The organism is Flavobacterium sp., assembly GCF_031409475.1.
Lineage (GTDB): Bacteria > Bacteroidota > Bacteroidia > Flavobacteriales > Flavobacteriaceae > Flavobacterium.
Genome location: NZ_JANNXH010000066.1, coordinates 233,313 through 247,064, shown reverse-complemented (window position 1 = coordinate 247,064; position 13,752 = coordinate 233,313). Strand labels below are relative to the sequence as shown.

Annotated in this window: 14 protein-coding genes; 3 read left to right on the top strand and 11 right to left on the bottom strand. The window is 31.4% G+C overall.

Annotation, left to right across the window (positions count from 1 at the left end; translation table 11 throughout):
• Positions 1–21: 21 nt before the first annotated feature.
• The 6 genes from RMO53_RS12835 to RMO53_RS12810 form a co-directional block, all read right to left on the bottom strand.
• A complete protein-coding gene (locus tag RMO53_RS12835) occupies positions 22–936 on the bottom strand; it encodes an IS3 family transposase (protein WP_310381460.1) in 915 nt (304 codons plus the stop codon).
• Positions 888–1,271, bottom strand: coding sequence for a DNA-binding protein (locus RMO53_RS12830; RefSeq protein WP_310381458.1), 384 nt, complete (start codon positions 1,269–1,271; stop codon positions 888–890). The genes RMO53_RS12835 and RMO53_RS12830 overlap by 49 nt, the downstream gene beginning before the upstream one ends.
• 204 nt (positions 1,272–1,475) lie before the next feature.
• Complete coding sequence (locus tag RMO53_RS12825; protein ID WP_310381456.1) at positions 1,476–1,988, bottom strand: hypothetical protein; 513 nt, start codon at positions 1,986–1,988, stop codon at positions 1,476–1,478.
• Positions 1,989–2,102: 114 nt separating this feature from the next.
• The gene (locus RMO53_RS12820; protein ID WP_310381454.1) at positions 2,103–3,923 is read right to left on the bottom strand and encodes a DUF885 domain-containing protein; all 1,821 of its coding nucleotides are present in this window, start codon (positions 3,921–3,923) and stop codon (positions 2,103–2,105) included.
• A gap of 17 nt (positions 3,924–3,940) precedes the next feature.
• Entirely contained in the window at positions 3,941–5,284 is a 1,344-nt protein-coding gene (gene purB, locus RMO53_RS12815; protein WP_310381452.1) for an adenylosuccinate lyase, read from the bottom strand.
• A 104-nt stretch (positions 5,285–5,388) separates the two neighbouring features.
• Positions 5,389–6,081, bottom strand: a complete 693-nt coding sequence (locus RMO53_RS12810; protein WP_310381450.1) for an NAD-dependent deacylase — start codon at positions 6,079–6,081, stop codon at positions 5,389–5,391.
• Positions 6,082–6,360: 279 nt separating this feature from the next.
• Between RMO53_RS12810 and RMO53_RS12805 the strand changes: the two genes are divergently transcribed.
• The gene (locus tag RMO53_RS12805) at positions 6,361–7,017 is read left to right on the top strand and encodes an RNA methyltransferase (protein ID WP_310381448.1); all 657 of its coding nucleotides are present in this window, start codon (positions 6,361–6,363) and stop codon (positions 7,015–7,017) included.
• A gap of 242 nt (positions 7,018–7,259) precedes the next feature.
• Here RMO53_RS12805 and RMO53_RS12800 read toward each other — a convergent pair whose 3' ends face one another.
• The 3 genes from RMO53_RS12800 to RMO53_RS12790 all read right to left on the bottom strand — a co-directional run bounded on the left by RMO53_RS12800 (position 7,260) and on the right by RMO53_RS12790 (position 8,895).
• On the bottom strand, positions 7,260–7,433 hold the full coding sequence (locus tag RMO53_RS12800; protein WP_310381446.1) for a hypothetical protein: 174 nt from the start codon (positions 7,431–7,433) through the stop codon (positions 7,260–7,262).
• Positions 7,434–7,437: 4 nt separating this feature from the next.
• Positions 7,438–7,965: a hypothetical protein gene (locus RMO53_RS12795; RefSeq protein WP_310381444.1), complete on the bottom strand. Its 528-nt coding sequence runs from the start codon at positions 7,963–7,965 to the stop codon at positions 7,438–7,440.
• Positions 7,966–8,181: 216 nt separating this feature from the next.
• Positions 8,182–8,895, bottom strand: coding sequence for a TlpA disulfide reductase family protein (locus RMO53_RS12790; RefSeq protein WP_310381443.1), 714 nt, complete (start codon positions 8,893–8,895; stop codon positions 8,182–8,184).
• A gap of 277 nt (positions 8,896–9,172) precedes the next feature.
• Here RMO53_RS12790 and dnaK point away from each other — a divergent pair, with 277 nt between their 5' ends.
• Positions 9,173–11,059: a molecular chaperone DnaK gene (gene dnaK, locus RMO53_RS12785; protein ID WP_310381441.1), complete on the top strand. Its 1,887-nt coding sequence runs from the start codon at positions 9,173–9,175 to the stop codon at positions 11,057–11,059.
• Positions 11,060–11,174: 115 nt separating this feature from the next.
• Here the strand turns inward: dnaK and RMO53_RS12780 are convergent, their stop codons facing one another.
• On the bottom strand, positions 11,175–12,071 hold the full coding sequence (locus RMO53_RS12780; protein ID WP_310381439.1) for a hypothetical protein: 897 nt from the start codon (positions 12,069–12,071) through the stop codon (positions 11,175–11,177).
• Positions 12,072–12,548: 477 nt separating this feature from the next.
• On the opposite strand from RMO53_RS12780, the gene RMO53_RS12775 reads away from it, so the two are divergent.
• Positions 12,549–12,719, top strand: coding sequence for a hypothetical protein (locus RMO53_RS12775; protein ID WP_310381437.1), 171 nt, complete (start codon positions 12,549–12,551; stop codon positions 12,717–12,719).
• Between the two features lie 81 nt (positions 12,720–12,800).
• Here RMO53_RS12775 and RMO53_RS12770 read toward each other — a convergent pair whose 3' ends face one another.
• A complete protein-coding gene (locus RMO53_RS12770) occupies positions 12,801–13,697 on the bottom strand; it encodes a Brp/Blh family beta-carotene 15,15'-dioxygenase (protein WP_310381435.1) in 897 nt (298 codons plus the stop codon).
• Positions 13,698–13,752 lie beyond the last annotated feature (55 nt).

Sequence of the window (13,752 nt, the reverse complement as noted above, 5' to 3'; positions counted from 1 at the left end):
TTTAAAAACTTATCAACATTCCTACGATGCAAAATCAGGAGTTTTGCTTCGTTTATAATTTTTATTTATTTGTTTATTGTATTGTAAATGAACTTCTTGTGGTTTTTTAAAATCCAAACTCCAGTGCATTCTTAAATTATTGTACAAATCTACGGCTTGTGCGACCATTTTCTGTGCAATTTCGATAGATTTTATGGTATTTTTTAGACCAAACTCGTATTTTAAAATTCCGTTAATTCGCTCTGCTATTGCGTTTTCATACGGATCATATTGTTGGGTTGTGCTTAGTATAAATCCTTTATTTTCTAAATATTGTGAGTAATCTGGGCAGCAATATTGGATTCCTCTATCGGAATGATGAATAATGTTTTTGTGATTGAAAATACAGTTTTTGTATGCCATATTCAAAGCGTCTTTTACCATCGAAACTTTCATATTGTCCTGCAAACTCCAACCCATTATTTTCCGAGAATAGGCATCGGTTACAAGAGCTAAATAGGCGTGGCCACTATCGGTTTTAATATACGTAATATCGCTCACAAAGACTTGTTCACTATGTGTTATCTTCAAATCAGTCAGTAAGTTAGGTGATTTATAAAAGAAATGTTTGGAATCGGTTGTAATGAAATAACGTTTTGTTTTTTTAACCAGCATTCCACGAGATCGAAGTAAATCGTTTATGGCATCTCGTCCCATTTTTATGTTTTCTTGCATCATTTTTGGTTGTAAATATTCGTATAATTTTCTGGTTCCAGTTTTGGGTAATCTTTTTCGGTATTCGATGACCCAATTGATTATTTTTTCACGTTCTGCATCTCTAAGCTTTTCTCTTGTAATTTGCTGATAATAGGCTTGTTTGCTAATCCCGAATGATTCGTAAATCCATTTTATTTTAAAAGCTTTTTCTTCTTTTTCTGAATTTCGTTTGCTAACCATTCGGGCAGATACTTTTTTGAGAGTTCTTCTCCTGTAACTTTCTCAAATTCAACAATTAATTCTTGTTGAAATTCTTTTATACCTTCTAAATCTTCGATTCGTTCTTTGAGTTTTTTTATCTCGTCATCCTTTGATATAAAGGCTTTTTGATTGGAATAATTGCTTAATTTTTTCATCCAGTAGTGTATTGTTGCTCGTGAAATGTTATACTTCTTGGAGGCAAAGTTAGCTGATATTTGACCATTATTGATTTGGTCAATGACAAAAAGTTTGTGCTCGAAAGTAACTTTTTGATAGCTGTTTTTTTGACAGGCTTGATTTGTGGGTGTTTCCATAGGATACTAAAAGTGTTTAATTTTTAGTCAACCTATTTTAGGACGAGACATTTACTAAAATAGCTACCAACGTTCCGCCGCTTCTCGTCAGTTGCGAATTTCGGAACGAATTATTTTCTGTTAAAGATAAAAATTCTTGCGAAACGCAAACGTGAACTTACCACAAAATTCGCAATTGCGAGAAACCGCTGTTAGCGGATGTTTTTATTTTTTAAAATAAATTTTCATTATAAATTCTATTTTTTCAGTTCTGCTTTTCGGTTCTTTTTTGTTATTATCTGACAAACTTATTCCAATTAATTTGCTATTTCTTACTCCACTTAATATGAAACTTTCAATATTTTTATCTATGATTTTTAATCTCCAAATTATATATTTTTCAGTTTCATTAACTTCTATTTTTTCTATTTCTACATTTCCGTCATCTTTTCCCCAAAATTCGGTTTCCCAAATATAGAACTTATTTAAAAATTCAAATTCGGTTAATTCTTTATTATAAAAGTCAAATATTTCGGTTTTTCTAACCGAAATAAGCAATCCTAATTTCAATTTTTTGTTTGAAAAACTATATTGTCCAGAATTTTCAATTTTCCCAAGATGTTCCCATTTACCTGGTAATTCAAATAATTCATTATTTATCAAAAATGGCGATTTAGTTTGTCCAAAAGACAGATTTGAAAATATAAATATTGAGAAGAATATTTTTAAAAGTTTCAATTTCATAAATTTATTTTCAATGTTTCTATTTCGGTTTTTCTAATATTTCTTTTTTAGCAGATTCGGTCGAAAAATATCCGCCAACTATAGGCTAGGACTGACAATAATACCAATTTATAATCTATTTTTTTTATTTTTTACGGAAAGAATCCATTCGTTAATATGATTTTCCAATACGTCTAATGGGATTGCTCCGTTTTCTAAAACAGCATCGTGGAAAGCACGAATGTCAAATTTATCTCCAAGTTCTAAAGTGGCTTTTTTGCGCAATTCTTTGATTTTCAGTTCTCCAATTTTATACGCTAATGCTTGTCCTGGCCAAGTAATATAACGGTCAATTTCTACGGTAATATCATGTTCGTTTTTAGCTGAATTAGCTTTAAAATAATCAATAGCTTGCTGTCTGGTCCAACCCAAACCATGAATCCCAGTATCGACTACAAGTCGTATGGCTCGCCACATTTCGTAGGTAAGTTGTCCAAATTTTGAATACGGATCTTTGTAAAATCCCATCTCTGTACCTAAACTTTCGGAATACAAACCCCAACCTTCAATAAAGGCAGTGTAGGAACTATTTTTTCGAATTTCGGGAACATTTTCTAACTCTTGTGCTAATGCAATTTGTAAATGATGACCCGGAACAGCTTCGTGAATACTTAATGCTTCCATTTCCCATTTTGGTCGTGTTTTTAATTCATAAGTATTGGCGTAGAAATTTCCTGCTCTTCCTGTTTCTGGAGAACCTTGACTATAATAAGCAGTGGTTTGAAATTTTTCGTCAAACGCTGGAATCGCAATTACGCCATAAGTTAGTCGAGGTAATTTTCCAAAAAGCTTAGGTAATTCAGGATCAATTCTTTTGCAAATAACCCTGTAAGCATCAATAAGTTCTTGACCTGTTGCAAAATAAAACTGTGGATCTGTTTTTAGAAAAACACAAAATTCTTCGAACGAACCTTTAAACCCAATGGTTTTTATTAAGGAATCCATTTCTGATCTAATGCGTTTTACTTCAACAAGTCCAATAGCATGGATTTCTTGATAGGTTAGTCTTGTGGTCGTTTGTTGCTTTATGTTGAAATTGTACCAATTTTCGCCATTGGGTAAATCTTTATAACCCACAGAAGTTCTTGATTTTGGAATGTATTTTTTTTCCAAATAATCTTTCATTTTTTGTAAAGCAGGATTTACATTCTCAATAATTTTTTTAGTTGCTAAATCATCCATTTCTTTCTTTTTTTCTATCGAAAGTGTTTTGGTGTATTCTTTGTAGCCATCAAGAAAACCGCTTTTTGAAGCATCAACAGCAATCAGATTCTGAATTTGTTCTGGTACACCAAGAAGTGAATTTCTTGAAGGTGTAATTTTTTTCTTCAAGCCTTCCTCCATTAAAATTTGGAGTTGATTGAACAAAACCGAAACATTTTCAAGACGTTTCAGTAAATCATTGGCATCTTTATCATTTTTTATCGTAGTGTAAGTCACGGTTTGCATGATTTGTTGTTGCATGCCATTCATTATATCGAACGGCATTAACTCACTCTCAAATTGTTGTCCAGTTTTACCATCATTCAATTTATTTATGAGTAAATCAAAATTCAATTTTCCGGCGGCATCTAATTTCGCTCTATTTATTTTTTCAATGGCTTCAATAAATAATTGATTGTTCTTTTTGCGTTGGTTTATAGCTACTTTTGACCAATCTGTCCATCGTGAATTATCCGAAGGTTTACCAACTAAAACTCCCATTTCTGGGTAATTTTCTAATTGATAATCAAAGATAACTTGATACAATAAATCGATTTTTTCTGCATCAGTTTTATCGTTTTGTTCTAATTTAAGGTTATCTAATTTTTTAGAAAACAATTCTTGAGCAATCAATATGTTAAAACAATTTATAAAGATAAATAGGAGTACAGCCGATTTTTTTTTCATGATATTGTCATTATTTTTTAAATCCCCAAAAAATTACTCGGAGTTATCTGCATTAATTCGGCTTTGATTTCAGATGAAACTTCCAGTGTTGCGATAAAATTATGGATTGCTTTCTTGTCAATAGCTTCATTGGTTCTGGTCAATCCTTTCAAGGCTTCATACGGATTTGGATAGGCTTCTCGACGCAAAATAGTTTGAATGGCTTCGGCAACAACTGCCCAGTTTTTCTCTAAATCTTCATGAAATTTTGGTTCGTTCAACAGCAGTTTGTTCAAGCCTTTTAGTGTAGCTTCAAATGCGATTAAAGTATGACCCATTGGCACGCCAATATTTCTTAAAACAGTACTATCCGTCAAATCACGTTGCAATCTCGACAACGGTAACTTCGCCGAAAGATGTTCGAAAATAGCATTAGCAATTCCTAGATTTCCTTCCGAATTTTCAAAATCAATTGGGTTTACTTTGTGTGGCATTGCAGAGGAACCAATTTCGCCCGCTTTGATTTTTTGTTTGAAATACTCCATAGAAACATAAGTCCAAATATCTCGATCTAAGTCAATGATAATGGTGTTTATTCTTTTTAATGCATCAAAAAAAGCAGCGAAGTGATCGTAATGTTCGATTTGTGTAGTCGGAAAAGAATGGTGTAAACCTAGATTTTCTTCGACAAAAGTGTTTCCAAATTTTCTCCAATCAATTTGTGGATACGCCACGTGATGTGCGTTGTAATTTCCGGTTGCACCGCCAAATTTTGCCGCAAACGGAATGTTGAACAACAATCGCATTTGCTCTTCCAAGCGTTCTACAAAAACACCTATTTCTTTACCCAAACGCGTTGGCGAAGCAGGTTGTCCGTGCGTTCTTGCTAGCATAGGAACATCGCGCCATTCTTGACTCAACTCTTTTAATTTTGAAGTTAAAGTGATTAATGATGGCATATATACTTTCTCGAAAGCTTCCTTTGTCGAAAGCGGAATCGCCGTATTATTGATGTCTTGTGAGGTTAACCCAAAATGGATGAACTCTTTATACTCAGATAATCCTAGTTTTTCAAAAGCATCTTTGATAAAATATTCTACCGCTTTTACATCGTGATTGGTGACTTTTTCGGTTTCTTTAATCCAAAGTGCGTCTTGCGTAGAGAAGTTTTTATAAATGTTGCGTAAACTATCAAAAAGAGTTGCGTTTACGTTTTTTAGCTGCGGTAATGGAATTTCGCAAAGCGCAATAAAGTATTCAATTTCTACCAAAACGCGGTATTTTATTAGCGCTTCTTCAGAGAAGTATTTCGAAAGTGAACTGGTTTTGCTTCTGTATCTTCCGTCGATTGGCGACACAGCATTTAATTCGGTTAGTTGCATTTATGGTGTTGTTTTTATGGTGCAAAGATAACATTTCAGATTTTAGATTTCAGATTTCATATTTAAAAATTTTGCTATTGAAATTGCCATTGCCATTGAAATTACTATTGTAATTTTTTCAGTTCTTTTTGAACGATTTTCATTCCTTTAGAACCCGTTGTGGCGATTACTTTAATATCATTTGGCAAATCATAAATAGTTGCAGGTTTTGGATCAATATAATATACAGGAATATTGGGGTTGGCAAAATTCATTAAACTTGCCGCAGGATACACTTGTAACGAAGTGCCAATGATGATTAGAATATCCGCTTTTTCTACTATTGAAACTGCTTTTTCTAGCGCTGGAACTTCCTCGCCAAACCAGACAATGTGCGGACGCAATTGGTTCCCGTTAGAGTCTAAATCGCCTAAATTCAAATCATCTTTCCAATCGAGAATGTAGTTTTTATTTGCGGTGCTTCGCACTTTTAATAATTCGCCATGAAGGTGCAAAACGCTTGTACTTCCTGCTTTTTCATGGAGATTATCTACGTTTTGAGTTATGATTTGTACCTCGAAATCAGCTTCTAATTCGGCTATAATTTCGTGTCCTGTATTTGGAATAACAGTTTGTAGTTGTTTGCGCCTTTGATTGTAAAAATCAAGAACCAATTCAGGATTTCTGAGCCAACCTTCGGGCGTTGCTACATCGTTTACATTATGACCTTCCCAAAGTCCGTCGCTATCGCGAAAGGTTTTGATGCCACTTTCGGCAGAAATTCCAGCACCACTTAAAACAACTAGTTTCTTTTTCATGTTTAATTTATTAGCTACGAATTATAAGTAAAAGTCAAAATTTAATTTCGCATTTTAGTGAAGCGTTAAATTAATTTGCCACAGATTTCACAAATTAACACAGATTAATTCATCACACAGCTTAAAAATCTTTTTAATCTTTCAAATCTGTGGCAAAACTTTTTATCCTATTTTGATATTACGACAATATATCTTTCTAATTACTTATGCAATAGAAATTAAATTTAGTGAATTTGTGGCGAAAATAGTTAGTATTTTTGGTAAATAAATTTTTATAAAATGATTGATCTCGATTACCTCAATTTTCTCGAAAACATACTTACCGAAAATCGAAAAGAAAAATTCTTGACAGTATTGCAAAATAGAACCAATCATTTTACAGTTGCTGTTGAAGATGTTTTTCAAATGCACAACACGAGTGCCGTGATGCGCAGTTGTGAGATTTTTGGAATCCAAGAATTGAATGTTATCGAGCAACGCTACGGCAAAAGCATTGATAAGGAAATTGCGATGGGCGCACAAAAATGGGTTGACATCAATACCTTCGATAGTATAACAAATTGTATCGATACTATAAAAAATAAAGGGTATCAAATCATTGCTACAACGCCACATGAAAGTGATTGTTTGCTCGATGATTTTGACATTTCTAAACCAAGTGCTTTATTTTTTGGCACAGAAAGAGACGGATTGTCACAAGAAATTTTAGATCGCGCCGATGGTTTTCTTAAAATTCCTATGGTGGGTTTTACGGAGAGTTTGAATATATCGGTTTCGGCGGCGATAATTATCCAAAATGTGATGAATCGTTTGCGAAATTCAGACATTGAATGGCATTTATCTGAAACTGAAATTTTGGAAAAACGTTTGGCTTGGGCTCGAAATTCGATTAAGGATATAAAACGAATTGAGGAACGGTATTATAGTGGTTTGTAAAAAAAAAAAACACTTAAATTGTCCAAGTGATAAATTTGAATTTTATGCCTTACTATACTATTTAGCAGTCCAATATATTGCTTAAATTAATGATTTTGTGGTAACTATAAAAATTCAGTTGTAGATTTGGCAGACGAAAAGCATCGATTTAAATTCGAGATTTCTAGTAAAAAGAATACTTCAGTAGATAACAAAATTCGCAATTGCGTGAAACCGCTATTGTGCGAACGGCAAAATAGGCACTATACTTTTTGAGTAATTCCTGGTTTTTTTTTGGATACTTTTTGAGTTTCCATTTTTTTGTTTTCCTCTTTTTTGGATTTTATGTATTCACTAATTTCTTTACGTTCCAAATCTGATAATGGTTCGCTTTGAATAATAAAATCAATTCCAATAGGTTCTTTAATAAATCCCATAACTTTAATTTTTAAAATATTTTTCTACTAAAAATTTTGCTGATTGAGTTTCAATAATCATTCTTTGATTTTTGAAATGATTTGCGCCTAAAGTTTTCTCATAATGTGCTATTAATTTAGTTTTTGCAGTAAAACCAACAAAACCTTCAAATCCTTTTTGGAATGAAAGTTTACAAGCATAAGCAACTAAATTTCCTGCAACACCTTCATAAACCTTATTTTTGCCAATATTGAAAGGAGAACTTTCTAGCAAATCCATATAAATGTGGTCAAATTCTATTGTCAGACTTAATAAGCCTTGTATAATTGATGGATTACCCTCAATTGTCAATTTATAAACTTCTTTTTTTATATCGTCAAATTCAGTTTTACAATTAAAATTCCAACCGATTTTCTTTGTTACATTCTTCAAATCCGCTCTTGTTAGCAAAGAAATTTCTGTTTGAAAACTATCGCCAGAAGTTGTATTTAAAATAGAATTTGTCAATCTATCAATTACAAAATGTTGCTCTATAATTTTCTTTTTCTCCATAATCCAAATTTACAAATTTTCATCAGAATACAGATTTTTTAATGATTTTTTCTGGCCTACTTTTTTCATTGTTCACGTGCTACTTGCATTCCGGCGCTTGGCGAGGTTGCGAGTTTCGGAACCGATTATTTTCTATCAAATATAAAATTTCTTGCGATAAATAAACGTGAATTTACTACAAAATTCGCAATCTTGCCAAACGGCTGTTGGCAATAGTTATTTCAATTTTTCTAATTTTTTGATAAAATCTTTGCCGTCTCCTATTTTAATTTTTCCATTTTCATCCTGTTCATAAGGAATACCATACTCAGAGTATTTTACAATTCCGTCTTTATCTAAAAATAGATTTACTGGATAAGATTTTAATTGCAATTTGTCTGTAAATTCTCTTGCATCAACTATATGTAGGAATTTATATAAATGTGTTTTTAGAAACTTATCTACCTGTTTTTTAGATTCATAGGTAATAGCTATGAAATTATATTTTTCTGTATACTCATCGTAAATTTTGTTGAGTATTGGCATTTCATCGATGCAAGGTGCGCAAGTAGTAAACCAAAAATTTATTAAGGTTGGTTTTCCATTTAATTTATTTATTGGTATCTTTTTTCCATTTATATCTGTTAAAATCATTTCAGGAAGTTTTTTGCCTACATATTCTGATAAAGGACCTTTAGAAGCATTAGGATCATTAATTTCAAATTTAACAAAATGGATAATAGAATCTGTTTTAGTTTCTGTATTATCAATATTAAACTCGACAAACACTTCTTTATTAGATATTTTTTCGTATTTTGTTTTTAACTCAGAAGTTTTTACGTCAAGTTCTGCTTTAGTCAGCCTGTTTTTTCCATTTGTCGAATAATATTCTGTTTGAGAGAAACAATTTAAAGTTGTAATCAAAAATGTTGTTAAAATTAGTTTTTTCACGTTTTAGTTTTTTTATAATTGTTGCCAACTCGCAGCTTGTAGCTACTTTCTTTTTTATTTCATTTCAAATATAAGCAAATTAGTACAATCCAAAACGCAGTTATTATACATTATTGTAATTTAATCGTACACTCAAATTTTGATTAAAATGTCATCTTGTCATATACATTGTAGCGAAAACTGACAATTGCTTGTCATTTTTCTATTGGCACAAAGATTGACTATTGCATCTCAAGTTGTTAAAACAAGTATATAATAAAAATTTAATATAATAAAAATGGGAAAAATAATCGGAATTGATTTAGGTACAACAAACTCTTGTGTTTCTGTAATGGAAGGTAACGAAGCAGTTGTTATTCCTAACGCAGAAGGAAAAAGAACAACGCCATCGATCATCGCTTTTGTTGAAGGTGGCGAAATTAAAGTAGGTGATCCTGCAAAGAGACAAGCGGTAACTAATCCAACTAAGACTATTGCTTCTATCAAACGTTTTATGGGTCACACTTTTGCTGAAACTACAAACGAAGCAAAAAGAGTTTCTTACAAAGTAGTAAAAGGTGACAACAATACACCACGTGTGGACATTGATGGTCGTTTGTATTCTGCTCAAGAATTGTCAGCGATGACACTTCAAAAAATGAAAAAAACGGCTGAAGACTATTTAGGTCAAACCGTTACTGAAGCCGTTATTACTGTTCCAGCATACTTTAATGATGCACAACGTCAAGCTACGAAAGAAGCGGGAGAAATTGCAGGTCTTAAAGTAATGCGTATCATCAACGAGCCAACTGCTGCGGCATTGGCATACGGTTTGGATAAAAAAGGAACTGATCAAAAAATTGCTGTTTACGATTTAGGTGGAGGTACGTTTGATATTTCTGTTCTTGAACTAGGAGACGGAGTTTTCGAAGTTCTTTCTACAAACGGTGATACTCACCTTGGTGGAGACGATTTTGACCACGAAATTATTGACTGGTTGGCTGACGAATTCAAAACTGAAGAAGGTATTGACTTGCGTTTGGATCCAATGTCATTGCAACGTTTGAAAGAAGCTGCAGAGAAAGCAAAAATTGAATTGTCTTCTTCTGCTGAAACTGAAATCAACTTGCCTTACGTAACTGCTACGGCTTCTGGACCAAAACACTTAGTTAAAAAATTAACTAGAGCTCAATTCGAAAAATTAACGGATTCATTAGTAAAACGTTCTATGGCACCAGTTGCTAAAGCGTTGAAAGATGCAGGTTTATCTGTTTCTGATATTGATGAAGTGATCTTGGTTGGAGGTTCAACTCGTATGCCAAGAATTGCTGACGAAGTAGAAAAATTCTTTGGTAAAAAAGCGTCTAAAGGAGTTAATCCTGATGAAGTTGTTGCCATTGGAGCAGCTATTCAAGGTGGAGTTTTATCTGGAGATGTAAAAGATGTATTGTTATTGGACGTTACACCTTTGTCTTTAGGTATCGAAACTATGGGTGGCGTTATGACTACATTAATTGAGTCTAACACAACTATCCCTACTAAAAAATCACAAATTTTCTCAACAGCTGCAGATTCTCAACCAACTGTTGAACTTCACGTGCTGCAAGGTGCAAGAGCAATGGCAGTTGATAATAAAACTATTGGTCGTTTCAACTTAGATGGTATTCCACCAGCACCAAGAGGTGTTCCTCAAATTGAAGTAACTTTTGATATTGATGCTAATGGTATCATCAAAGTTTCGGCAACTGATAAAGGAACAGGAAAATCGCATGATATTCGTATCGAAGCTTCTTCGGGATTGACTTCGGAAGAAATCGAAAGAATGAAAAAAGATGCTGAAGCAAATGCTGGAGCAGATAAAATCGCTAGAGAAAGAGCCGAAAAATTGAACGAAGCAGACGGAATGATTTTCCAAACCGAGTCTCAATTAAAAGAATTAGGAGAGAAATTGACTGATGATAACAAAGTGGCTATTGAATATGCTTTGACTGAATTGCGAATGGCACATGCGTCTCAAGATATTCCTGCAATTCAAACCGCATTGGATAACATCAACGCAGCTTGGAAAACAGCTACCGAAGCAATGTATGCACAAGGAGAACAAGGTCAAACTCAAGATGCTCAACCACAAGGAGAAGCACAAGGAGACAATGTGCAGGATGTTGAATACGAAGAAGTGAAATAATGCGTTAGAGACGCGATTCATAGCGTCTCTTTCAAATTTTATAGTAAAAAACCGAGTAAGCAATTACTCGGTTTTTTTTGGATTAAAAATTAAAAAGAAATAATAGTCCATTCATTTAAAAATCACTTTCTAATTTATCGTATTTGTTGTGTATCGCCAATATAACGATACCAAATACCACCGACATTACTATAAGTATTACATTTAAGATTCCATCTGTACCGAAAGAAAGTTTAATCATTATCGTTGAAATTATAAAACCCGAATTTCTTATTACTTTACTGAATTTATCCGAGTGTAAAAATGAAAATAAAAGTAAAAAAACATCGACTAAAATTAATAATGTAAAAAAATCATCAAAAAATATTTTGTTTACATCTTTAAACTCATAAACCAACTTATCAATAGACGAAAAGCTGTCCAGCAACCAATTACCGAGACTGTAAAGCGATAAAATGAAAACAATTGGAACTAATAGAGTAGCGATATATTCTTTTGTTTTGATGAATTTTTTTACTTCGGTACTAATTTTACTATCATTTTTTCGACTGTTAATGCTGTTTTGATCATTTAGTTGATAAAACTTAAAAATAAGATAAAACAATGTTATTACTGCAGCAAGATCATACATAAAAATAAGGTCGTACTTCACATTGAACCAATTATTTGTAAATTCTAGGTTTGAAATGTCTTTGAAAATACGTCGGATGACAATTAATAATATAATTTCATATTGTTTGCCGATATATATTGAAGTAGATTTAGGTAAATAATACACCAACAGGTAAACCTCATAAATAAGAATAAATGAAAATGGGGTATAAATCGCAGCTATAGGATGAACAAATAATTTAGATAGTTCTCCTAATTGAATGATTTGCAACTTATTTAAAATAATAAAAATCAAGTGCAACAAAAAAGAACTGATAGATAAAAAGATAATAATCTTCTCAATTTTTTTCTTAAAATTATCAGATAACAAAAACACACACAATGAATCTAATTTTGTCATAATAGTTTATTTTTTAAAATTTATTTTATCATTTTAGTTTGATCTTGTTTTTTGTGATGCAATTTTAATTTTCGCAGTTATTATCGGTGTAAATTTGATTCACCAAATTATTAAAGTGAAAATTAGGATGCATAACCTGGAATAGACTTAATGCTTATTTAGTATAAATTCAATATACACTTAAAATTATAATTTTTAATTTCTTAATTTAATAAACAATAGTTAAAATTGTAATATTGTGCTATTCTGTAATAATTTTATTTACTTTTGAAGTAATTAAAAAAAAATAAAGCAATATGTTTACGAAATTCAAAAAATCGGAGTTATTTATTTTGTTATTGGTTTTGGTTTTGATATTTATATCGGAATACCATTATTTGGTTTTGAAAAATCCAGAAAGAGCTATTTTTATTGGATTATGGCCTCCAACTATTCTTGGGTTTTTAATATTTTTAAATCTTAAATTAAAAAAGTAATATGGAAAATATAGAAATCATTATTCTTAACGTTATAGTTTTGTTCTGTTTTTTTGCCTTTTTCGTTTCGACTTTTAGAGCTTTTGAAGAAGTAGGAAAGAAAGGTGTCGACTACAAAGCAAAGCGAGGTATAATTTCCAGAATATTATCCTATTTCGAGAGTTTATTTTAATGTTTCAAAACGTTATATAATGTTTCATGATATCATAATTTTATTATAAGTGTGAATATAAAATCAAAACCGAGTAAGCAATTACTCGGTTTTGTTGTTTCTAGTGATAAACATTCTTTCGATAACGATAACATGAGGAAAAGTTATAGCAGCTAAAAATGAGAAAAATATAGAATCAAATATTTTATATTCTTTGAGTATAAAATACAATACGATAATTCCAACTATTGAAATTAACCAATAAATAAATGCAGATTTTAAATAGGATTTGAAATTGGTCGTTGAAACTTCGCCATATAAAAATTCGATTTGGTCAATCAAGGATGGAATACTATGCCAAAAGATGAAATAAATAGCAAAAGCCCAAATCAAACTGCCTACTTTAAAAATAATAGCGAATACTAATAAATATAACAATTCAATTGCACTATTTTTTTGAAATACTTTAGAAGTATTATAATTATAAAAAGATAGAGCGACTAAAATAAACCCGATTAGTTTTAATAATAACAAAATATTAATAAAAGATAATTCTATACCGGTAATTCCATGCATTATATCCAGAACTTCTTTTTCATGAAAATTAAATAATAACAGTAAAATGAATAAACCATAAATAGTTTGAAATAATTTAATCATCAAGGGATTACTGTAAAGTCTTTTTTTATTCCAATGTTGCTCTCCAAAATGATAACTACTCACTATTATAAATAAAAACATTGCTAGCCATGGAATAAAACTAAATAATAGTACAGCTGTTAAAACAATCGTTATATAATTGATTAAAATTCTCCAATATGTAATAGTGTTTTCGCCTTTTATTTTTCTAATTAAGAGTAAATCATTTGCTCCATGAACAATTCCAAAAGATAATATTAATATAAAACCTACAATTATTTGTGTTTCATTTTTCAGAAACGAAGTAAGCCATAATCCTAGAAAGCTTGCTAATATTGATAAATTGGCAATTTTTGGCATAATAAATTTATTATTGTTTAAATATAATGAAAAATAATCAAACAAAAGTATTTAT

What these genes read in the sequence shown, in the direction of transcription:
- dnaK (WP_310381441.1), top strand. Translation starts at nt 9,173, where the DNA reads ATGGGAAAAATAATCGGAATTGATTTAGGTACAACAAACTCTTGTGTT.
- RMO53_RS12770 (WP_310381435.1), bottom strand. Translation starts at nt 13,697, where the DNA reads ATGCCAAAAATTGCCAATTTATCAATATTAGCAAGCTTTCTAGGATTA.
- RMO53_RS12820 (WP_310381454.1), bottom strand. Translation starts at nt 3,923, where the DNA reads ATGAAAAAAAAATCGGCTGTACTCCTATTTATCTTTATAAATTGTTTT.
- purB (WP_310381452.1), bottom strand. Translation starts at nt 5,284, where the DNA reads ATGCAACTAACCGAATTAAATGCTGTGTCGCCAATCGACGGAAGATAC.
- RMO53_RS12795 (WP_310381444.1), bottom strand. Translation starts at nt 7,965, where the DNA reads ATGGAGAAAAAGAAAATTATAGAGCAACATTTTGTAATTGATAGATTG.
- RMO53_RS12780 (WP_310381439.1), bottom strand. Translation starts at nt 12,071, where the DNA reads ATGACAAAATTAGATTCATTGTGTGTGTTTTTGTTATCTGATAATTTT.
- RMO53_RS12805 (WP_310381448.1), top strand. Translation starts at nt 6,361, where the DNA reads ATGATTGATCTCGATTACCTCAATTTTCTCGAAAACATACTTACCGAA.
- RMO53_RS12800 (WP_310381446.1), bottom strand. Translation starts at nt 7,433, where the DNA reads ATGGGATTTATTAAAGAACCTATTGGAATTGATTTTATTATTCAAAGC.
- RMO53_RS12830 (WP_310381458.1), bottom strand. Translation starts at nt 1,271, where the DNA reads ATGGAAACACCCACAAATCAAGCCTGTCAAAAAAACAGCTATCAAAAA.
- RMO53_RS12775 (WP_310381437.1), top strand. Translation starts at nt 12,549, where the DNA reads ATGGAAAATATAGAAATCATTATTCTTAACGTTATAGTTTTGTTCTGT.
- RMO53_RS12810 (WP_310381450.1), bottom strand. Translation starts at nt 6,081, where the DNA reads ATGAAAAAGAAACTAGTTGTTTTAAGTGGTGCTGGAATTTCTGCCGAA.
- RMO53_RS12835 (WP_310381460.1), bottom strand. Translation starts at nt 936, where the DNA reads ATGGTTAGCAAACGAAATTCAGAAAAAGAAGAAAAAGCTTTTAAAATA.